This window comes from Corynebacterium sp. 74A (genome assembly GCF_008930665.1).
Lineage (GTDB): Bacteria > Actinomycetota > Actinomycetes > Mycobacteriales > Mycobacteriaceae > Corynebacterium > Corynebacterium megadyptis.
Window position 1 is genome coordinate 112,069 of the sequence record NZ_PQMG01000002.1, and the last position, 20,132, is coordinate 132,200.

The window sequence follows — 20,132 nt, forward strand, 5'->3', positions numbered from 1 at the left end:
TGCTGCGTTTTGCTACTAGTGGCCGACGCGGCGTTGGCGGGCGAACTCGCTGAGCACCACGCCCGCTGCCACGGAGGCGTTGAGTGATTCCACCCACTCCGCCATGGGCACGGACATCAGGGTGTCACAGTTCTCCCGCACCAGCCGAGAAATACCCTTGCCCTCAGAGCCGACCACGATCACCACGGGAGTGGTGCCATCGTAGGTATCGAGGGTGTGATCGCCGCCGGCATCGAGGCCGACGACCTGGTAGCCATTGTCTTGGAAGGTCTTGACGGTGCGCGTCATGTTCGTCACCTTCGACACGGGCACGCGGGCGGCCGTGCCCGCGGAGCTACGCCAGGTCACGCCCGTGACGTGGGTGGAACGACGCTCTGGAATCACTACCCCGTGGCCACCGAAGGCTGCCACCGAGCGGATAATCGCACCCAGGTTGCGCGGGTCAGTGATGTTATCCAAACACACCACCATGCCCGGTTCGGGGAGTGCGGCGATCTCGGCGATGAGGTCCTCCACGTTTTTGTAGCTATAGGGCTCGATGAGCAGGCCAATACCCTGGTGCAGGCCATTGCCGGTCATCTGATCCAGCTCGGGGCGCGGCACCTCCACGATGGCGATGTCCTTGGACTTAGCCAAGGTGACGGCCTCGTTGAGGCGCTCATCATAGGCGGTTCCCGCCACCACGTATAGAGTCTGGGCGGGTACCTTGGCGTGTAGGCACTCCACCACCGGGTTGCGGCCTACGACCAGCTCATCCACGGTGGTCTTTTTAAAGTGGCGGCCCTGATCGCGGCGCTTCTTTTCCTGCTTGGCCTTATAGGCCTTGTGGTACTCGCGGTCCTCGGCCTTCGGGGTGGGGCCCTTGCCGCGCAGAGCCTTGCGCCCCAAACCGCCGCTGCCCTTGGGCGCGCCCTTCTTATTAGATTTACGAACGCCGCCGTGCCGGTTCTTCTGTCCCATGATTGTTTCTATTCCTCACACATCGTCTCGCGCACACCGCGGGTGCCTTCTCCAGGGCGCAACGCCGCGTATGCGATGAACTGTCACTGGGCTCGCATCTACGGTGGCGCCGGTGCCAGCGCATCCGGTTAGCTTAGCTTAAAGTCCAGCTTGCGCCATCTTTGCCGTCTACCACGGTGATACCTGCGGCCTGGAGGCGGTCACGCACTGCATCGGCGGTGGCCCAGTCCTTGGCGGCGCGGGCCTCGGCGCGGCGCTCCAGCTCGGCTCCGACCAAGACGTCCAGGGCTTTGGTGGCCTCGGAGTCGCCGCTATCGCGGCGGGCAGCCCACACTGGCGACTGCGGATCCACGCCCAGCACCGCCGCCATGGCGCGCACCTGACCGGCAACGGCGCGGGCGTCCCCGGTGCGCCCATCGGCCAGTGCTTGATTGCCGCGACGCACCGCATTGTGGATCTCTGCCAGCGCCGCGGGCACGCCCAGATCGTCGTCCATGGCCTGCTCGAAGGCCTCGGTCCAGGTGGTGGACTCCACCGGGCCCACGCGATCGAGGAAGGCCTCGATGCGGCGATAGCCTTGGGCGGCCTCGGTGAGCGACTGCTCCGAGTACTCCAGCATGGAGCGATAGTGGGCGGAACCGAGGTAGTAGCGCAATTCCACCGGCCGCACCAGCTCGAGAATATTCGGCACGGAAAGCACATTGCCGAGGGATTTCGACATCTTCTCCCCGGACATGGTGACCCAGCCGTTGTGCATCCAGAAGTTGGCGAAGCCATCGCCGGCGGCGTGCGCCTGGGCGGTCTCGTTCTCGTGGTGCGGGAATTGCAGATCTAGCCCGCCGCAGTGGATATCGAACTCTGGGCCAAGATAGGCGGTGGCCATGGCGGAGCATTCGATATGCCAGCCGGGACGCCCCGGCCCCCAGGGCGAGGGCCAGGAGGGCTCACCGGGCTTGGCGGCTTTCCAGAGGGTGAAGTCACGCGGATCGCGCTTGCCGGTGCCCGCCGATTCGCCTTGGTCCAGCTCCTCGAGCTTCTGGCCGGAGATCATGCCGTAGTTCTCGATCGTGGTGGGCTGGCAGTACACATTGCCCTCGGCGGCATAACCGTGGCCATTGTCGATGATGCGCTGGATATAGTCGATCATCTCGGTGATATGGCCGGTGGCGCGCGGCTCGAGTGAGGGCGGGGTCACGCCCAATTGATCATAGGCCCAGGTAAAGGCGCGCTCGTGCGTGGCGGCCCACTCCCACCACGGCCGGCCGGCCTCGGCCGCTTTGCTCAGGATTTTATCGTCGATATTGGTGACGTTGCGGATAAACGCCACATCAAGGCCCTTGGCTTCCAGCCAGTTACGCAAAATATCGAAGGCCACACCGGAACGCACGTGCCCAATATGCGGGATGGTTTGCACGGTAGCGCCACAGAGGTAGACGCTGGCGTGCCCTTCCCGCACGGGGATGAAATCACGTTGGCTACGGGTTGCGGTGTCAAAAATGCGTAAAGTCACGCCGCTTAGTCTAACGGTTGCCACACCACGGCGGTAGCAACGGCGGCGCGCCCCTCATGGCGGCCGGTGAAGCCTAAGTGGTCGGTCGATGTGGCTGCGATGGATGCTGGGCAGCCCAGAATCTCGGAGATCTTTTCTTCTGCTTCTTGTCGACGCTGTCCTAATCGTGGAGACTGGCCCACAAGCTGGGCGGCAACGTTGCCGATGACAAACCCGTGCTCAGCGAGCAGCTGGCGGCATTCGCGCAGGAGCTGCTCGCCACTCACGCCGTCATATTCGGCCCGCCCCACACCGACGAAACTACCTAGGTCGCCGAGGTTGGCGGCCGAGAGCAGGGCGTCGACAAGCGCATGCGCCACAACGTCACCGTCGGAATGTCCCTCACAGCCGGGCTGGCCGGGGAAGAGGAGGCAGGCGATCCAGCAGTCTTTGCCGTCTTGGACTTGGTGGGCATCGGTGGCGATGCCAACGCGGGGAATGATGGGACTAGTCACTGGGCACCTCGAAAATCGTGGACTCTGCGCTATCGGTCACCTGAGTGGCCAAGAGCATGTCCATGGGGGTGGTTACTTTAAAGGCCATGGGATCGCCCTGCACACAGCGCACCGGCACCCCGAACCATTCCATGAGGCTGGCATCGTCGGTGGCCACAAAACTCGGCTGGGCGAAATAGGCGCGGTTGGCCTCGCGGAGCACCGCCAAATCAAAACCCTGCGGGGTTTGCACGGCGCGCAAGGTGGAGCGGTCTGGGGTGGATGCCACCTGTTGCTGCCCGTCTACCTCGCGGATCTCTTTGATGGTATCCGCCACCGGCAGTACTGGGATCACCGCGGGTGCGCCTTGGACCACGGCTCGGGCGACGCGGGCGATCATGCCCGGCGGGGTGAGCGCGCGGGCGCTATCGTGCACCAGCACAACGCCCTGCTCATGCGTGATGGCCTGCAATCCGCGCCATACGGAATCGGCGCGCTCGGCACCGCCATGCACGAGGGTCACCTCGCCGTCAAGGCCCCGTTTCCGCAGCAAGGTGCGGGCGTAGTCCTCCATGTCTGGGCTGACGGTGACCACGATGGCATCGACCACTTGAGAGGTGAGCATCGCGGTGATGCTGCGTTCTAACAAGGTCACTCCGCGCAGCGGCACATAGGCCTTCGGCATCGGCGCACCGAGGCGGGTGCCGGAACCTGCGGCGGCAATAATCGCAGTCACTGTGGGGGACATGGCGGCGCGGCGGGCTGAGGGTTAGTCGTCGAAGTTGAGGTCGTCGAGGTCCACATCATCGAGGTCATCGTCCTCCACCGGGGCGGTGACTCCCGACGCGGCGGCGCGGTGCCGCGCGATGGCGTCGGCGTACTGCTTCTCGCGCTCCTCCGCCTTGGACTCGTCCAGCTCCTTGGCGAGGGCCAGCTCGCCCACCAGGATCTGGCGGGCCTTGGCCAGCATGCGCTTCTCACCTGCGGACAGGCCACGATCCTGATCGCGGCGCCACAGATCACGCACCACCTCGGCGACCTTATTCACATCACCCGAGGCGAGGCGCTCCTGATTGGCCTTATAGCGGCGAGACCAGTTACCGGCCTCTTCCACATCCATATCGCGCAGCACCGAGAAGACCTTGCGCAGGCCCTCATCGCCCACGACATCGCGAACGCCCACCAGCTCCACGTTCTTGGCAGGAACCCGCACCACCAGATCGGACTGCAGGATCTGCAGCACGAGGAAGTCGAGCACGTCGTCTCCCATCTGCCGCTGCTCCATGGCCTCGATGCGGGCGGCACCGTGATGGGGGTAGACGACCGTGTCTCCGACCTTAAAATCCATACCTTTTGCACTCTCTTCACTGGGGAAATGTGTGACTCACTGCGTTGGCGGCTCCACAGTTCGCGGCGCGCACCGCGCCACGACACTGATACGTAAAGCGCGTCTATTCTAGCACGCCAGCAGCGCCACCTGCGGTGCCCGCCTAGCTGGTCTGGGCCCCTCCGCTCCCCTAGCGCCTCCTGCATCACACCGCACCGGCGGGTGCAGCTCGACAGCCGCGGGCACGCGCCCGCAGCACAGCCGCTAAAGAGTGCCCAGTTCAGCTCGCACGATCACCGCGGGAACAGCCCGCTTTTCCTCCCGCAGCGGCGGTCGTCGCGAGGCAGACACACGTGGGATAGTGTGCCCTAAGCAGGCGGTAATACCCGTCTCAGTCTCGCCCCCGTACGGGGAAGAAACTGTGTGAATAACCTTAGAATTAGCTAGAGTGACTGTTAATAATCTAGATCCATGCGAAGCCTTAGATGGAGGGCATTGAACGTGAAGAATCCACTGAACTCGGCAGCCCGTCGCGCCGGACTGGCTGCGGTGGCCGGCCTCTCGGCCCTTGCACTCGCCGCCTGCGGTGCCGGACAGGTCTCCCAGACCTCTGATCAGGTTGCCGCTGTGGACGGTGCCTCCGCTGGCACCGAGGATGGCCTCATGGCTGTGCGGGATGTCCACGTGATTGTGGAGGACGACGCCACCACCGGCCTAAAGTTCACTGCGATCAACCAGGATCCGAGTGGCACCTCGCATACCCTTAAGTCCGTCGAGGTGGAAGGCAATGAGGTGCAGCTCTCCGCTAATCCCTCGCTGGGTCAGAACTGCTCTCTCGTGGCCGATACCGCGCAGAATATTAAGGCCCTGAAGAAGCCGGGCAAGGACGATGCCTGCATCACCTACGCCACTTCCACCGTGAATAACCCGGGCTTCCCCGCCGGCGGCAACGTGAACGTCACCTTCACCTTCAATGACGCCACGATCGACATGATCGCCACCGTCACTGGCAACCAGCAGGAGACCTTCATGAGCGAACGCGAAGTGGAGAACTAAACCACCACGGCGCGTACCCTATCCGGTATCCTCAACACTTCCTCCAAGAGTTGATGATGCCGGATTTTTGCATTCTGGCGTGCCCGCCGTAGCAGCGCTGCCCGCGTGCCCCGCTGCTCCGCCTGTCCCTCTCTTGCCCACTTCCCATGTCTAGAAAGGCTCTGCTGCATGGCCCGCAAACCCAAAACAGCATTCGTCTGCTCCGAGTGCGGCCACTCGAGCCCGAAGTGGCTGGGACGCTGCCCCAGCTGCGGCGAGTGGGGCACGCTGACAGAGCAGGCCGCCCCGGCCCAGCACGCCACGGGGCGTGGCGGCGCGGCAGCGTCTCGTTCTACCCAGGGGCTCACTCCCACCACGGCGGCGGCATCGATCACCAGCATCGACCCCACCTCCTCGCTGGCTATGACCACCGGCATCTCCGAACTGGATCGCGTGCTGGGAGCGGGCATTGTGCCCGGATCCGTGGTTCTGATGGCCGGCGAGCCGGGCGTGGGAAAGTCCACCTTGCTGCTGGAAGTCGCTGCCCGCTGGGCCGCCCAGCGTGAGGGGGAGAACACCCGCACCGCCCTCTATGTCACCGCCGAGGAATCAGCGGGGCAGGTCCGCATGCGCGCCGAGCGCACCGGCGGGCTGCGGGAGAGCCTCTACCTTGCGGCCGAGTCGGATCTAGACACCATTTTTGGCCACATCACGCAGCTCCAGCCCTCGCTGGTGATCGTGGACTCGGTACAGACTGTCACCGCCGCCGATATCGATGGCGTGCAGGGCGGTGTGGCCCAGTCGCGCGCGGTCACCGCCGCCCTGACCAGCATGGCCAAGGCCTCCGGTATCCCCGTACTACTGGTGGGGCATGTGACCAAGGACGGCACTGTTGCCGGCCCACGGGTACTCGAACACCTGGTGGATGTGGTGCTCAACTTCGAGGGCGATAAACACTCCTCGCTGCGCATGCTGCGCGGGATGAAGAACCGTTTCGGCGCCACGGATGAGGTGGGCTGCTTCGAACAAACCTCCTCCGGAATCAAGGAGGTCAAGGACCCCAGTGGGCTCTTCCTTTCCCACATGGGCACCACCCCCGATGGCTCGGCGGTGACGGTCACCATGGATGGGGTGCGCCCGATACTCGCCGAGGTACAGGCCCTCCTAGTAGACACACAATCGAAGAATCCGCGGCGCGCCGTCACGGGCCTCGACGCCACCCGCGTGCCGATGATCCTGGCGGTGCTGGCCGCCCGCGCCCAGAAGCGCTCGGACGATAAAGAGGTGTATGTCGCCACGGTCGGGGGCATGCGGGTCAGTGAACCCGCGGCGGATCTCGCGGTGGCGCTGGCCACGGTGAGCGCGATGAATCGTCGCCCGCTGCCCTCCCGCACCGTGGTGCTTGGCGAGGTCGGCTTGGCCGGGGAAATTCGGCGAGTCCCGGACGCCGATAAGCGCCTCGTGGAGGCCAGCCGACTCGGCTATACCCGCGCCCTGATTCCCGCGGGGAATCTGCCCGCCGGCGCACCGAAGGGCGCCCGATCGATGGATATTAGAGAAGTAGCCACGATCCAAGATGCGATCGTGGCTCTCGATTCTCGGCGCTAGCAGCTATTTCAGGTTGAAGGTCACAGCCTCGGAGGCATTATCGCCGATGACGGTGTGCAGGAAGTAGGCGCCGCTGGGCACCCGCTGCCGGTTATCGCATTGCCCCGGTGCCGAGGTGGTCTTGGACCACTGCGCCTCATAGTTGGTCTCGGTCCCTGCCTCGAAGACCTTATCGGAATCATCCTCCGGCGGGTTGCAGTCTGTGTCCGCCCACACCCGCTCGCTGGTGTCGAGGTTGTACACCTCATAGCGCAGCTGCTCCTTGCTCAGGTCAATGGTGCAGTCCGCCTTGGTGGGATTATTGACGATCATGTAGAAGGTCGGAGTCTGGTTCGGTTCGAACTCCGATTGCCTCATCTCCGCCCGGATCTCTAGATCCTCCAAGCGGCAGCTGGGCTTCGGCTCTTCCTTCGCGGAGGTTTCGACGCTTGTCGACGCCTCCTCCGAGTCAGCTTCGCCCTCGTCCGTGTTCGTCTCCTCATTACTAGCAGAGGTGGCGGTGGTCTGTGCAGCGTTATCCGGTTCGGTGGAATTATCGTCCCCGCCGGCCAGCGCGCTGATGATCCACACAAGCAGGCCAATGACGACAACCAAGATCACCACGGCCGCAACGCGGCGGCGCATGTAGATCTCATCGGGCAGTCTCTTCTGCGGTCTGGGAGTGTTCACGCCCTCTAGCTTAACTGCACTCCCTGCGAGACAGCCGGCAACGACACCGGCGTGTCTGCCTCATTCTTACAGCTCAGCGCCCGAATCCTTGGCCGGAGCCTACTCCACGCCGAAGGCGATGAGCTTCTCCACCACACCGTCGTCGAGGCGGTAGCGCGCGCTGACGACACCGAGCGAGCCGGCGTCGACAAGCTCCTGAATGATGGGGATACGGTGAATGACCGACTTCAACGTTTGGAGGGCGTGCTCACGCTCGTAGTCATCGGTGCTGTCACCGCCCTTGCGGCGGGCCTCGATGACAGAGGGGGCCACCTGCTGCACCAGCTCGCGTTGGAAACGCTCCGGGATGGGGCCCTCGTCGAGCGCGCCGACGGTGGCAGCAACCGCACCGCAGTATTGGTGGCCGAGTACCACCAAGAGCGGCACGCCGAGGCCCTCCACCGCGAATTCCAAGGAGGCCAGCACGGCGTTGTCCACGGTTTCTCCGGCGGTGCGGATCACGAAAACATCGCCGAGACCCTGATCGAAGATGGTCTCAATGGGTGCACGCGAATCCGAGCAGGCCAATACGCACACGCTCGGCGCCTGCCCCTCACGCAATTCTTCGCGACGCTGCGAGCACTGGCGAGGATACGCGGGACTCATCTCCCGCCATCGCCTATTGCCCTCCTGCAACACATCCCAGGCTTCCTGCGGAGTGAGCGTCTTGTAGTTTTCAGCTTTACCCATACGTGTCATTCTTCCACTCCGGCAGGACATCATGGGTGCTTATTACTCCCCATATCCCCCCGACTAGGCTAATAAACCCTGATGTTTAACTCGGCCGCACTTCTGACATGGTTCACCGCCCACCGCCGCCCATTGCTGTGGCGCGCGCCCAGCACCAGCGCCTGGGGCGTGCTCGTCTCCGAGGTCATGAGCCAGCAGACCCCGGTGGCGCGGGTCGAACCGCAGTGGGAGGCGTGGATGCGGCGCTGGCCCACCCCGCAGGATGTGGCGCAGGCCTCCACCGCAGACATCCTCACCGCCTGGGATCGGCTGGGCTATCCGCGCCGGGCGCTGCGGCTCAAGGAATGCGCCCAGGCCATCACCGACCGCCACCACGGCGAGGTTCCCGCCGATCTTGCAGCGCTGCTGGATCTGCCCGGTATCGGCGACTACACCGCTCGGGCGGTCCTTGCTTTTCATTATCGACGCCGCGTTCCGGTGGTTGATACCAATGTTCGGCGCGTCATCTCCCGGGCAGTGCACGGCCGCTATCTGCCCCGACCTGCCCGCAAGAAGGACCTAGCCGATGTGGAGGCGCTGCTGCCCGCCGGCACCGATGCCGCAGCAGAGGAGCGCGCCGCGGAGCTGTCCACCGCCATCATGGAGCTCGGCGCACTGGTCTGTACCGCCTCCTCGCCGCGCTGCGCGGAATGCCCCTTGCTGAACAGCTGTCGCTGGCAGCTCGCGGGCTGCCCGGAGCCCAGCGCGGCGGAACTAGAGGCCAGCAAGAAGCGAGTGCAGAAATTCCAGGGCACCGATCGCCAAGTGCGGGGAAAGATTATGGCCTTAGCCCGCGCCCACAAACAGGTAGAGCGGGCAGAGATCGATGCGGTGTGGGAGGACAAGGCACAGCTAGCGCGGGCACTATTTTCGCTGCTCGATGACGGTTTACTCGAAGCGGTAGCCGACGATCGTTTCGCCCTGCCGCGCTAAGAACACGGCGCGGGAGAGCAACCAGCAGATGACCTTGGCTACAGGGTAGGCTTACTTTATTATTTTGTCTGCGTACTAAGGGAGCCCATGACTACCCTCGCCACTCGACGTCGCCGCGCCGACGCCGCCCAGCGCCCGCGCGGCCAGCGCTATCGCACCCTCTGGATCGCCGCGCTCATCGGCGCCTGCCTGCTCAGCATAATCGCCAATATCGCCCTGGGGCAGTACGGCATAGCCCCACAGCGCACCATCGAATCCTTATTTGCTGGGCCCTATGGCGACACTGGGGTGGATGCCACCCATTCCGTGATCTGGAATGTGCGCATGCCCCGCGTTGTTTTAGGGCTGCTCGTTGGTGCCGCCTTGGGCGTAGCGGGGGCGCTGCTGCAAGGATTATTGGGCAATCCCCTGGCAGAACCCGGCGTGATCGGCGTGACCAGTGGCTGCGCCGTGGGCGCGGCCGTGGCCATCGTGTTCAACCTCGTATTTGTCTCCACCGCGACGGTGCCCGTGCTGGCGTTTATCTCCGGTATCGCCACCGCGGCCTTGGTGTATCTGCTCTCCTCCATCCGCGGCAGCGTCAAAGTGGTGACTCTGATCCTCACCGGCATCGCCGTCAATGCCGTCGCTGGGGCCGCCATTAGCTTCTTGGTGTTTTTGGCGCCCACCACCTCCCGCGAGCAGATCATCTTCTGGCAGATGGGCTCGCTCAACGGCGCCCAATGGCCACACGTGGTGACAGTCCTTATTCCCATCGCCGTCTGCATTGCTCTTGCTATTCGCATCTCCCCCTCGCTGGACTTATTGGCGCTCGGCGAACGCGCCGCCGCCCATGCCGGGGCAAATATGAAGGTGCTGCGCCCAGGAGTGATCGCCCTATCCACTGCGCTGTGCGCCGCAGCGGTGAGCTTCGCCGGCATCATCTCCTTCGTCGGGCTGATCGTGCCGCATATTCTGCGCCAAGGTATCGGCCCCTCGAATCGCTGGCTGGTGCCGCTTTCTGCGATCGGCGGCGCCACCCTCGTCACCGGCGCGGATCTGGTGGCCAGAATCCTCATCCCCTATTCCGAATTACCCATCGGCATCTTCACCGCCCTCGTGGGCGGGCCGATGTTCTTCGTGCTGCTGCGCCGCAACTTGCTCAAGCGCGGCCAGCTCTAAACCCACCACCCCTGTTTGTATGAGGACACACCGAGTCGAGTACCCCATGAGCACTCCCCTGCTATCAGCGAAGAATCTGAACGTGAGCATCACCGTGGATAACACGGAACGCGACCTGCTCAGCGATATCTCCATCGACCTTCAGCCCAGTGAGGTGCTCGGGCTGATCGGCCCCAATGGCGCCGGCAAATCCACCCTCCTCGCCGCACTCTCCGGCGACTACACCCCCAACTCCGGTGAGGTGCAGCTCGCCGGGCGCAGCTACGCCGAAACCTCACCGCGGGAAGCCGGACAGCTGCGTTCGGTGATGCTGCAAGACACCTCGGTGGCCTTTTCCTTCACCGTCGAGGACGTGGTGGCCATGGGCCGCACCCCATGGAAGCCCGATCCGGACCGCGACGCGGAGATTGTGCAGGAGGCCCTCGAACTGCTCGATCTCACCGAGTTCGCCCACCGCGAAGTCTCCACGCTTTCTGGCGGTGAGCGCGCCCGGGCCGCCTTGGCACGCGTGATTGCACAGCAATCGCAGGCGATGCTTCTCGACGAACCGATCGCTGCCATGGACATCGGCTGGGCCGAGGCCACCATGCACACCATTCGTCGCGTCGCCCAGACCGGCCGCGGGGTGCTCATCATCGTCCACGATCTCGCCACCGCTGCTCGGCACTGCGATCGCCTCGTGCTGCTGCAACACGGCCGCGTGGTGGTCTCTGGCACCCCACGCGAGGTGTGCACCCCCGAGATTCTCAGCTCTGTCTACGGCTGGGACATCGACGTCACCTGGGAGGGCGATCACCCGTGGATTCGTCCGCGCTAAAGCGGCGAAGGCGAGAATAGAAAAACAGCGGTGAATGCTCACCGCTGTTTCTCTTTAGGTATCGAGGCTGCGTATTTAGCGCTCGTTCTTCGACCGCTGCACGCGAGCACGCACGATCAACGCCACACCAACAGCGCTGATGAGTCCGGCGACAATCGCCATGCCGCGCACCGCCGCACCCGTGCGGGCCAAACCAGACTTCTCCTCTGCGGCAGAGCCTGCACTCGCCGCCTCTCGCCCCTGCGGGGAGGTGGGCGCCGCCGAGTTCTCAACCGGCTTCGGGGCGTGCTGTGTATCAGCTGGGGTCTCCACGCCCTGAGATGCGGGGCGACTGACAACGCTGGACTCGGGGGAGACGCTGGTCTCGCTCGACGAGGAAACACTCGACGATGACGGAGCGCTCTCGGAAGACGGGGCCTCGGCGGTTGTGGTGTCCTCGGCGTCAGGGGTCTCCTCTACCGAGGTCTCTGGCGCGGCAGGGCTCGGCTCGGGAGTCTCGGTGGTGCTGCTCGACTCCGAGGGCTCAGTACTCGTCTCGTTGTCCTCGGCTGGCTCAGAGGTGCTCTCCGGAGCATCCTCGCTATCGCCCTCTTCGGCCTCACCGTCATCCATGTCTTCTGCGCCAGGCTCAGCGGTCGTGCTGGGGCTGGGCTCTTCGCTGGGGTCCTCGCTCGGCTCTGCGCTGGAGCTCGGCTCGTCACTAGGTTCAGCGCTCGGCTCGGTGCTGGAGCTCGGCTCTTCGCTGGGGTCCTCGCTCGGCTCTTCGCTGGGGTCAGTACTGGGATCCTCGCTCGGGCTCGGCTCCGAGGAGGTCTCGCTGGCATCCGTGTCTCCGGATTCCGATGCGTCGTTGTCCTTCTCAGGCTCGGCGGCGTCGGATGTCTCGGTGCTCTCACCGCTCTCTTCGCCCTCAGCGTCCTCGCTCTCGGTGTCCTCATCCTCCTCGCCGAGGAGTTCTTCATCCTCGGCTTCGCTATCCACAGCCAGTGCCTCGCTGGTGGCGAAGCGATTGACCTCGAGGAAGTCCTTATAGGTTGTGGTGTCGGTGACCACGCCGCCGGTGATGATGTCCTCGGGGCTGCGGACTAGAAGCACGCGGGTCGTGCCGCTGGTGCCCTTGGTGTTCGGAATGGTCTGTTTATCGATGACTTCCAAGGTGCGCATATCCACCACATTCAGGGAGCCATCGCTTTCGGCGGTCACTACCGCGGTGCCATCGCCGAGGGGCACAACCCCTGAAATGCTGTGTAGTTCGCCGATGCGGGCGGCGTCGCCAAGCGGAGTGAGCTCACCGTTGTTGTAGGTGAAGAACTGCACCTGGGATCCCGTGGTGTAGCCGCTGTTGTAGAAGGCCACCGTGCCCCCGGAAACAGCCATGCCCGAGGGGCGCATGTCGGCGGCCACCGAATCGCTGCCAGGCACCACTGTGGCTTGGAGGTTGTCGGCGGCGGGATCAATACGCAGCGGCGGCACTCGCCAAGTGTCCTCGTCCTGATCCACCCCAGAGGCGGGGAAGAACAGCAGCGAACCGTCATCAAGCACAGCCATATCGCGCATCGGAGCGAATGAGTAGCTCTCGCCGTAGACGGAGCCCAACGCCTGATCGGAGGCAGCATCCAGCCCGTCAATGCTGGAGCGAACATTGGCGATCGCGCGGTCGCTGCGGGTGCCATCGGAGCTGCGGGTGATCAGCGTGGCATTGCCGGCGCCCTCATTGCGCAGCGCGTAGAGCACCCAGCCATGCTCGGTGGGAGCGCTGGCGATGCCGGTGATGGTACCGGCCTCGTCCTTCGCGATCACCTCGGTGATGTTCTCCAGACCCTTCGGCCCCACGGTAGCCTGTTTCACGGCGCCGTCATCGAGGAAGAACAGCGTGTTCTTGCCTGGCGAAACCACCCAGGCGCTGTCATCCGAGGAAATGGACAGGTGCTGAATCTGCTGCATTGTGCGCACATCCAGCACACTCAGCCCGCTCTTGGTGGCCAGCACGAGATAGTCTCCCACCATCACGGCGCGGGAGGATTCCGCCTCCAAATCGGTGCGAACCCCACCAACCAGCTTGCGTCCGCCTGCCGCACCGGCCGGCATGCCGCCGCTTCCCTCATACGCGAACGAGACCGGCGCCAGCGGGCTGCCGAGATTGTAGAAATTGGAGAACGCACGCACCCCATCGGCGGTGAGCGTCGGCACCAGATTGCTCCACTGCGCCATTGACCCGTCCTGCGTGAACGTGGCTGAGGAGGGGTTGATCGTCGCGATGCGCGCTCGTTTCTTCTCAAACACGTCCCCGCTGCGGTACTGCTTGGCGTAGACGTCCATCTCGAGATAGGAGTCCCCGCCCACCACGATCGTCGGATCGCTGAACTCTAGGTCCAGATCGCAGCTGCCGCGTGCGGGCGTCGATCCGTTGCAATATTGCAGGAAGTGCACGGCGCCATTGAACTCGGCGCGGGTGGTTGCGGTGTCCTCGTCATAGCTGACCTTCTTCAGCGTGAATCGATAACCGCTTTCGACCAGGGCATCGCCCTCGATGGTCTTGCTCGCCCCGCCGCTCACACTCGTCGCGCCGCCCACATAATTGATGAAGCTCTCGCGCAGCGCCCACTCCATGTACTCCGCACTCTGCTGCTTATCGCTTGTCGACGCCACCTCGCCGCCACCGGCCTCCACCACACCAGCGATAGCGCTGGGGTAGAGCAGCCCCGCCAGAGAGACGGTCGTGGCGGCCGTGCAGGCCACGATGGTGCGGTTAATAATATTTCCAGTCTGGGCTCGATTGGAAGATGTCACTGTGCCCTCACTCCATAATCCACGCAGCCCACTAGTTAGGCTGCCCTTGCTCCTAATGAGGTAACTACACGTAGGATGACATGGACAATAGGGGGTGATCACGCCCATCTATATACGCAGAACAGGCACACCCCCACAGGGGGAATAGATTGATATTCGTTTATTTCATACATTGCCCAAAGCGAGCTGAGTAGCCGCAATTGAACATAGGCCAACAGCTATATAGCCCACCATTGTGAGCCACTCCTCCGGCGGGGTCCAAGCGGAGAAAATAATGATGAGCATAAACACCACTGCCCACATCGCCACGGTCACAACTATTGTCTTAGCTGGGCTTTTCACCCTTTCCTCCGCGACACTCATGGCCTGCAACCGCCGCCGCAGAGGGTGAAAGAATATAGCAATAACGCAGGCCAGCAATGCTGTGGCGAATCCAATAAACAGATAAGCGTTCCCCATCGTTATGGACACCGCCACTGCCGCCATCACGAAGGCGAACAGCCCCCTCTCTATGGGGGTAACAGCATAATATTTATGTTCATCTAAGACCCCTGCTGGGTCCCATTTTTCTGGCGCAAAATAATCTTGGTCCGAACACATGTCTCGTTAGCCTACCCTATACTTTTCTTCTCTCTTGGTTTAACCTTTGCGCAAACATGTAAAGGAGGGGTGAGTATATGTCACTCTCACTTCTGCCCCGCGTCCGTCGGCAGCGCACCCGCCGCCGACTGGCAGCGGGGTTATCAGCGGCTGCCTTGACGGCCGCATGTGTCATGCCGCTAGCTCCCACGGCCGCGGCGGAAGACACCACCACCACAACGACAAGCAGTGCCACATCCTCTACGACTAAGGAGCAGCCAGACCCAAGCACCAGCCAGTCCAAGGCATCGTCATCCGCAGACCTGTGGGGTTCCTCCGGCAGCTGGCCGCAGCCAGAACCATCCCCCGCCGAGCCGACGGAGACCACCAAGCCCTCCCCTAGCCCCAAGCCCAGCCCCGAGCCCGAGCCCGAGCCATCTTCACCCTCGCGATGCTCCGCATCTGAAGGCGTGAACATTTCTGGCGATGTGTCCTGGGGTGTGCGCGAGTCCTTCCGGAAATACATCAAGGGGCCGATCGCCAAGGGCAGCTGGAAGGTCAGCTCCCCAGCGAAGGAGAACAACGGCAGCTTCATCTTCCCCATCGACAAGGGGTTTGTGACCACCGATAAGGTTCAGGGACTGATCCGTAGCGAAGGCAAGGTGGAGTTCAACGGCCACGGTGGGCTGCTCAAGACCATCTTCGAAGATCCCGTCGTGGAAATGACCTCCCCACGCACGGCGAAGCTCTTTACCTCGATGTACACCCAAGACCCCGAAGGAAACCCAGTGAAGGGGCTGGACAAAGAGGTACACTTCGCCGATCTCGAGTTCCGGACGGCTCCCATTACCTCGGGTAAGCACGTGGCTGAAGCGCGTATCACCCAGCGTGGTTCTGATGCGCTTTCCAACTTCTACCCCGCCGGCGATGCTCTGGATCCGGTGAGCCTCACCATCAAGGTGAAAGAAGCCTGCGGCAAAGCCCCCAAGCCCACGCCTGGGGATTCTGGTGGAGACTCCACGAACTCTGGGAAGAAGCCGCAGCCTGGCCGCGAGACCGATAACGGGAACTCGGACAACTCCCGCCCAAGTGGCGGGGACTCCGAATCACCCGCCGGTGGCAACGCTGGCGGCAACCCCTTCGGTGACGCCCCTTGGGGTGCGGACACTCCCGGTAATACCGATTCCGACGGCGGTATCGTTTCCCCGAACGCGCCTGGTGTCTCCGGCAATGCGGGTGGCACGAAGCCCGTGGCGGCCGCACCCGGACAGTCTGCGTCGGCGCGCACCTGTAATGGCGTGTCCTCGGGACAAGTGGCGTGGGGAGTCAAGCAATCCTTCCGCAGCTATATTCGCGGCTCGATTGCGAAGGGTGGCTGGCGCACCAGCGGCGTTCGCGATAATGGCGGCATCTTCGTGTTCTCCGGTCGATCCGGCAGCTTCGATCCCGATGCACGCGCCGGCACGATCGCTACCTCCGGCACCGTGGCCTTCAATGGCCACAAGGGGAAACTGGACATGAAGATCCGTAACCCACGCGTGGTGATCAAGGGCAACTCGGGCCAGCTCGTAGCCAATGTCACCTCCTCCGACACCTCGGGCAACCCCTCCAACTTCGGTGATGTGGCTATCGGCACCCTGCAGGTGAACAGCCTCAACGCCACTAGCTCCGCTGTGTCTGGTTCCGCGAACGTGGTACTCACCCAGGCCGGGTCCCGCGCTTTCGCCGAGTTCTATCCGCCCGGAACGGCCATGGATCCAGTGAACTTCCGTGCCAAGCTCAGCGGGAAATCCGCCTGCGCCGATGGTTCGGCCGCCACCTCCAGCTCCGCCGGCGGCACTGGCGGAATGGCCTCGATTGGTGCCGCCGCTGCCGACGCCCTCGCCAATGGCGATTCGGTCGACGCTGTGGACCTCAACGGTGACGGCGTGATCGATGAAGAAGAACTGGCCGAAGCCGAGGGCGAAGGCGAGGAAGAGTCCATGTTCGAAGAGGGCAAGGACGTCGAGTTCAAGAACAAAAAGAAGAACAAGAAGGCGGAAGATACCACTCTGGCCTCTGTCAGCGAGGGCATGAGCCCATGGCAGCTCGTAGCCGGTGGCCTCGTGTTCATCTTTGCGGCGGCCGGAACCAGCTACCTCGCGGTGCGACAAAAGAAAGGAGCCTAAGTGAAAATCCGCCTCGCGGCACTGAGCCTCATCGGCTCCGTTGTGCTCGCCGGATGTGGACTCAACGTATCCACGCCCGGTGAGAACAACAACAACGCTCGCGCCGAACAAACCAGTTTCGAGCAGGCGTTGCAGAACCTGAACAGCAGCTCTGCAGAGATCGGAGATAGCGGAGCTGTAGAGACTCAGCTCGTCGGGGATGTCACTCCCGTAGCCGAGGACGTCAGCCCTGAGCTTCCCGTGGAGCTCAGCGACTCCGATGGCTACGACGTCACCGTCACCGATGTCTCGCGGATCATGCCTCTGGACCTCTACGGCACTACCTCTCGCACCATTGCGGGCCTGGGGCTCAGAGACAACATCGTGGGCCGCACCGTCAGCTCCGAAGAGCCCAGCTTGCAGGAGCTGCCGGTGGTGACCCAAGGCGGCCACAACATCAATGTGGAGGCCGTGCTGGCTCTCGACCCGACTCTGATCATCGTGGATCACTCCATCGGCCCAGACTCAGCTATTGACCAGCTCCGCGATGCCGGCGTGACCACCGTGGTGATCAATCCGAGCCGGAAGATGGCATCGATTGGCGACGACATCCGCACCATCGCCGGGGTCGTAGGCCTCGACGACGAGGGGGAAGAACTCGCGGAACGCGCGGAGAAGGAACGCGATGAAGCAATCGACGCCGTCAGCGAGATCGTCCCCGATCAGGCTCCCCGCGCTGCCTTCGTGTACGCGCGAGGTTCCTCTGGGGTGTTCTTCATTCTTGGACCGGAAAGCGGCACCGCAGAACTCTTCGAGTCTGTGGGCGCGGTGGATACGGCCAAGGAAGCCGATATCGCCGACATGGCCCCGGCCAATGCCGAAGCCTTCGCCAAGCTCAATCCCGATGTCATCGTGATGATGTCCAAAGGGCTCGAGTCCACCGGCGGTATCGATGGCATGCTCTCCCGCCCCGGCGTGGCCGAGACTGAGGCAGCCAAGAATAAACGCTTCATCACCATCGCGGACAGCCAAGCCTTGAGCTTCGGCCCTCAGACGGGCGAGATGATTCTCGCCTTCGCCACTGCCCTGTACAACCCCAACTCCCAGTAACACCAACCCTTATATCGAAAGGTATCTGACATCATGTCTCTGAATCGCTCTTCCCGCGCCCGTATTCGCCGCATGGCGCTTGCTGGTGCAGTCTCTGCGTCACTCGCAGTCTCCCTCACCCCCGCCACCGCCTTCGCAGAGGTAGTGCAGGACAAGAGCTGTGTTGCCGACAATAAGATCGTTGCCGCACACAGCGGTACCTTCGAATGGAGTCTGCGTGACTCCTTTGTTAATTACGTCACAGGCTTTGTCGCCCGCGGCAGCGTGGAGTCCACTGGCTCCGTGACCGATGCGGGTAGCGGAAAGAATTGGACGTTCACCGCTGGGCAGGCATACTCCGCGGACCCCAACTCCGTGACCCTGTTTGTTCCCGGTACCCTCCACTTCACCGGGCACGGAGAAGGCGAGAATGCGAAATTGGACAATACTTTCTCCAATTTCCGCCTCGAGATCACTGGCACGCAAGCCGTGATGTACTTGGATGCAAAGTTCCGCAAGTTTGAGGGCATGACGACCGTTGGCGAATGGGAGACCATGAACAATGTTCGTTTCGCAGAGTGGACCCTCTCCGAACCGTTCACTGGCCAGTGGGGCGAGACCGTCACCTTCACCAGCGACGGTGTCGGTTACCTGACCGAAGAAGGAAAGGTCGCATTTGGCGGCTTCTACAACGCCGAGAAGGAGCCCGTATCACCGCTGAAGGTGGGCTCTGTGACCTTCGGCGAGGACTGCGATAAGCCTGATTCCGAGCCGGTCCCAGGTGACGGCGATGCCGACGGTGACGATACCGACAACGGAAACACTGACGGCGGCGACGCTGACAACAGCAATGCCGACGGCGGCGACGCTGACGGCGGCGACTCCGAAACCCCCGGGGACGCTGACAACGACGACACCGAAACCCCCGGGGACACTGACAACGACGACACCGAAACCCCCGGGGACACTGACAACGACGACACCGAAACCCCCGGCGATACTGACGGCGGCGACGCTGGCGAGGGCGACACCGACAACAGCGATGCCGACAACAGCGACGCTGACGGCAGCGACTCCGAAACCCCCGGGGACGCTGACAACGACGACACCGAAACCCCCGGCGATACTGACGGCGGCGACGCTGGCGAGGGCGACACCGACAACAGCGATGCCGACGGCGGCGACGCTGGCGAGGGCGACACCGACAACGGCGATGCCGACGGCGGCGACGCTGGCGAGGGCGACACCGACAACGGCGACGCTGACAACAGCGATGCCGACAACAGCGACGCTGACGGCGGCGACGCTGACGGCGGCGACTCCGAAACCCCCGGGGACGCTGACAACGACGACACCGAAACCCCCGGCGATACTGACGGCGGCGACGCTGGCGAGAGCGACACCGACAACAGCGATGCCGACGGCGGCGACGCTGACAACGGCGACTCCGACAACGGCGACGCTGACAACAGCGATGCCGACAACAGCGACGCTGACGGCGGCGACTCCGAAACCCCCGGCGACCACCACACCTCGGGTCACGACAATGACTCGAATGGTACGAAGCCTGAGGACGGCCACAAGCCCAACACCGACAATGACGGTGGTATGAAGCCGTCCACTGACGGCCACGGCTCCACTGACGATCACAACCACGAGGCTCCAGCTGGGAACGACAACAATGGTTCCCACGGCGGAACTCATGTTGATCACTCGCACGGCTCCTCCGGTCTTGCAAACACCGGCGCCTCGGTGATGAGCACCACCGGCATGGCTCTCGGTTTGATCCTCACCGGTGCAGCTGCCGTCTTCCTCGCTCACCGCCGGAAGAACGCCTAGCGTCCTCACGCTAGTGCGCGGACAGTAAAGGGATTCGCCTCCCACTGCCACTAGACCACTGCTCTCCTCCCCTACTTATCTCGTCACAGGGGGAAGGAGAGCAGTTTTCTTATACGCCCACCCACTCCCCTGCCCGCTCACCTCTGGGCAACGAGTGAGGTGGGCAGAGGGTGGCGTCGATAAGCCTAAAAACTCCCCACCGAACGGGCTATGCCATTCGGTGGGGAGTGCGCGCTGTGCGGCGGGACTACTTCCAGCGGCCGCGGTAGGTGAGGCCACCCGGCAGATTCACCCACACACCACCGCGAGAGTTGAAGGTCACCGGCCCAACCTTGGTGGAGGTGGAGGCGCCAGAACCCGAGAAATTAATCCACGAGTTCTTGCCCACCTTCTTGCGCTTACGGAACGTGATTCCCATGGTTATCTC

General features: G+C 63.2%; 18 protein-coding genes. 8 read left to right on the forward strand and 10 right to left on the reverse strand.

Annotated elements, in window-relative coordinates; genetic code table 11:
* Nucleotides 1–15: 15 nt before the first annotated feature.
* From rlmB to GBB11_RS03530, 5 genes are all read right to left on the reverse strand, one after another.
* Nucleotides 16–960: a 23S rRNA (guanosine(2251)-2'-O)-methyltransferase RlmB gene (gene rlmB / locus GBB11_RS03510; RefSeq protein WP_151529819.1), complete on the reverse strand. Its 945-nt coding sequence runs from the start codon at nucleotides 958–960 to the stop codon at nucleotides 16–18.
* A 133-nt stretch (nucleotides 961–1,093) separates the two neighbouring features.
* Entirely contained in the window at nucleotides 1,094–2,470 is a 1,377-nt protein-coding gene (cysS, locus tag GBB11_RS03515; protein WP_151549860.1) for a cysteine--tRNA ligase, read from the reverse strand.
* Nucleotides 2,471–2,475: 5 nt separating this feature from the next.
* The gene (gene ispF / locus GBB11_RS03520) at nucleotides 2,476–2,964 is read right to left on the reverse strand and encodes a 2-C-methyl-D-erythritol 2,4-cyclodiphosphate synthase (protein ID WP_151549859.1); all 489 of its coding nucleotides are present in this window, start codon (nucleotides 2,962–2,964) and stop codon (nucleotides 2,476–2,478) included.
* Complete coding sequence (ispD, locus tag GBB11_RS03525; protein ID WP_151529822.1) at nucleotides 2,957–3,691, reverse strand: 2-C-methyl-D-erythritol 4-phosphate cytidylyltransferase; 735 nt, start codon at nucleotides 3,689–3,691, stop codon at nucleotides 2,957–2,959. The genes ispF and ispD overlap by 8 nt, the downstream gene beginning before the upstream one ends.
* 21 nt (nucleotides 3,692–3,712) lie before the next feature.
* On the reverse strand, nucleotides 3,713–4,291 hold the full coding sequence (locus GBB11_RS03530) for a CarD family transcriptional regulator (RefSeq protein WP_151529823.1): 579 nt from the start codon (nucleotides 4,289–4,291) through the stop codon (nucleotides 3,713–3,715).
* A gap of 480 nt (nucleotides 4,292–4,771) precedes the next feature.
* Here GBB11_RS03530 and GBB11_RS03535 point away from each other — a divergent pair, with 480 nt between their 5' ends.
* Both GBB11_RS03535 and radA read left to right on the forward strand, forming a co-directional pair.
* Nucleotides 4,772–5,326: a hypothetical protein gene (locus GBB11_RS03535; RefSeq protein WP_151549858.1), complete on the forward strand. Its 555-nt coding sequence runs from the start codon at nucleotides 4,772–4,774 to the stop codon at nucleotides 5,324–5,326.
* Nucleotides 5,327–5,494: 168 nt separating this feature from the next.
* Nucleotides 5,495–6,913 carry a DNA repair protein RadA gene (radA, locus tag GBB11_RS03540; protein ID WP_151549857.1) on the forward strand — a complete coding sequence of 473 codons (1,419 nt, stop codon included), beginning with the start codon at nucleotides 5,495–5,497 and terminating at the stop codon, nucleotides 6,911–6,913.
* Nucleotides 6,914–6,916: 3 nt separating this feature from the next.
* On the opposite strand, the gene GBB11_RS03545 is transcribed toward radA, so the two are convergent.
* Nucleotides 6,917–7,582 carry a hypothetical protein gene (locus GBB11_RS03545; protein WP_192796370.1) on the reverse strand — a complete coding sequence of 222 codons (666 nt, stop codon included), beginning with the start codon at nucleotides 7,580–7,582 and terminating at the stop codon, nucleotides 6,917–6,919.
* Between the two features lie 99 nt (nucleotides 7,583–7,681).
* Nucleotides 7,682–8,311, reverse strand: coding sequence for a carbonic anhydrase (locus tag GBB11_RS03550; protein WP_151549856.1), 630 nt, complete (start codon nucleotides 8,309–8,311; stop codon nucleotides 7,682–7,684).
* An 81-nt stretch (nucleotides 8,312–8,392) separates the two neighbouring features.
* On the opposite strand from GBB11_RS03550, the gene GBB11_RS03555 reads away from it, so the two are divergent.
* The 3 genes from GBB11_RS03555 to GBB11_RS03565 all read left to right on the forward strand — a co-directional run bounded on the left by GBB11_RS03555 (nucleotide 8,393) and on the right by GBB11_RS03565 (nucleotide 11,261).
* The gene (locus tag GBB11_RS03555) at nucleotides 8,393–9,283 is read left to right on the forward strand and encodes an A/G-specific adenine glycosylase (RefSeq protein WP_151549855.1); all 891 of its coding nucleotides are present in this window, start codon (nucleotides 8,393–8,395) and stop codon (nucleotides 9,281–9,283) included.
* An 87-nt stretch (nucleotides 9,284–9,370) separates the two neighbouring features.
* Nucleotides 9,371–10,444 carry an iron ABC transporter permease gene (locus GBB11_RS03560; protein ID WP_151529828.1) on the forward strand — a complete coding sequence of 358 codons (1,074 nt, stop codon included), beginning with the start codon at nucleotides 9,371–9,373 and terminating at the stop codon, nucleotides 10,442–10,444.
* Between the two features lie 46 nt (nucleotides 10,445–10,490).
* On the forward strand, nucleotides 10,491–11,261 hold the full coding sequence (locus tag GBB11_RS03565) for a heme ABC transporter ATP-binding protein (RefSeq protein ID WP_151549854.1): 771 nt from the start codon (nucleotides 10,491–10,493) through the stop codon (nucleotides 11,259–11,261).
* A 75-nt stretch (nucleotides 11,262–11,336) separates the two neighbouring features.
* Here the strand turns inward: GBB11_RS03565 and GBB11_RS03570 are convergent, their stop codons facing one another.
* Both GBB11_RS03570 and GBB11_RS03575 read right to left on the reverse strand, forming a co-directional pair.
* Nucleotides 11,337–14,051 carry an HtaA domain-containing protein gene (locus GBB11_RS03570; protein WP_192796369.1) on the reverse strand — a complete coding sequence of 905 codons (2,715 nt, stop codon included), beginning with the start codon at nucleotides 14,049–14,051 and terminating at the stop codon, nucleotides 11,337–11,339.
* Between the two features lie 165 nt (nucleotides 14,052–14,216).
* Nucleotides 14,217–14,651 (reverse strand): hypothetical protein, encoded by a 435-nt coding sequence (locus GBB11_RS03575; protein ID WP_151549852.1) that lies wholly within the window; start codon nucleotides 14,649–14,651, stop codon nucleotides 14,217–14,219.
* 77 nt (nucleotides 14,652–14,728) lie between these two features.
* Between GBB11_RS03575 and GBB11_RS03580 the strand changes: the two genes are divergently transcribed.
* Genes GBB11_RS03580 through GBB11_RS03590 form a run of 3 tightly spaced genes read left to right on the forward strand, consistent with a single transcriptional unit; the run spans nucleotide 14,729 to nucleotide 19,705 of the window.
* A complete protein-coding gene (locus tag GBB11_RS03580) occupies nucleotides 14,729–16,798 on the forward strand; it encodes an HtaA domain-containing protein (protein ID WP_151549851.1) in 2,070 nt (689 codons plus the stop codon).
* Entirely contained in the window at nucleotides 16,799–17,887 is a 1,089-nt protein-coding gene (locus GBB11_RS03585; protein ID WP_151549850.1) for a hemin ABC transporter substrate-binding protein, read from the forward strand.
* 33 nt (nucleotides 17,888–17,920) lie between these two features.
* Entirely contained in the window at nucleotides 17,921–19,705 is a 1,785-nt protein-coding gene (locus tag GBB11_RS03590; protein WP_151582268.1) for an HtaA domain-containing protein, read from the forward strand.
* 247 nt (nucleotides 19,706–19,952) lie between these two features.
* Here GBB11_RS03590 and GBB11_RS03595 read toward each other — a convergent pair whose 3' ends face one another.
* Nucleotides 19,953–20,123 (reverse strand): DUF4236 domain-containing protein, encoded by a 171-nt coding sequence (locus GBB11_RS03595; RefSeq protein ID WP_151529835.1) that lies wholly within the window; start codon nucleotides 20,121–20,123, stop codon nucleotides 19,953–19,955.
* Nucleotides 20,124–20,132 lie beyond the last annotated feature (9 nt).

What these genes read in the sequence shown, in the direction of transcription:
- rlmB (WP_151529819.1), bottom strand. Translation starts at nt 960, where the DNA reads ATGGGACAGAAGAACCGGCACGGCGGCGTTCGTAAATCTAATAAGAAG.
- ispD (WP_151529822.1), bottom strand. Translation starts at nt 3,691, where the DNA reads ATGTCCCCCACAGTGACTGCGATTATTGCCGCCGCAGGTTCCGGCACC.
- GBB11_RS03530 (WP_151529823.1), bottom strand. Translation starts at nt 4,291, where the DNA reads ATGGATTTTAAGGTCGGAGACACGGTCGTCTACCCCCATCACGGTGCC.
- radA (WP_151549857.1), top strand. Translation starts at nt 5,495, where the DNA reads ATGGCCCGCAAACCCAAAACAGCATTCGTCTGCTCCGAGTGCGGCCAC.
- GBB11_RS03550 (WP_151549856.1), bottom strand. Translation starts at nt 8,311, where the DNA reads ATGGGTAAAGCTGAAAACTACAAGACGCTCACTCCGCAGGAAGCCTGG.
- GBB11_RS03555 (WP_151549855.1), top strand. Translation starts at nt 8,393, where the DNA reads ATGTTTAACTCGGCCGCACTTCTGACATGGTTCACCGCCCACCGCCGC.
- GBB11_RS03560 (WP_151529828.1), top strand. Translation starts at nt 9,371, where the DNA reads ATGACTACCCTCGCCACTCGACGTCGCCGCGCCGACGCCGCCCAGCGC.
- GBB11_RS03565 (WP_151549854.1), top strand. Translation starts at nt 10,491, where the DNA reads ATGAGCACTCCCCTGCTATCAGCGAAGAATCTGAACGTGAGCATCACC.
- GBB11_RS03575 (WP_151549852.1), bottom strand. Translation starts at nt 14,651, where the DNA reads ATGTGTTCGGACCAAGATTATTTTGCGCCAGAAAAATGGGACCCAGCA.
- GBB11_RS03580 (WP_151549851.1), top strand. Translation starts at nt 14,729, where the DNA reads ATGTCACTCTCACTTCTGCCCCGCGTCCGTCGGCAGCGCACCCGCCGC.
- GBB11_RS03590 (WP_151582268.1), top strand. Translation starts at nt 17,921, where the DNA reads ATGTCTCTGAATCGCTCTTCCCGCGCCCGTATTCGCCGCATGGCGCTT.
- GBB11_RS03595 (WP_151529835.1), bottom strand. Translation starts at nt 20,123, where the DNA reads ATGGGAATCACGTTCCGTAAGCGCAAGAAGGTGGGCAAGAACTCGTGG.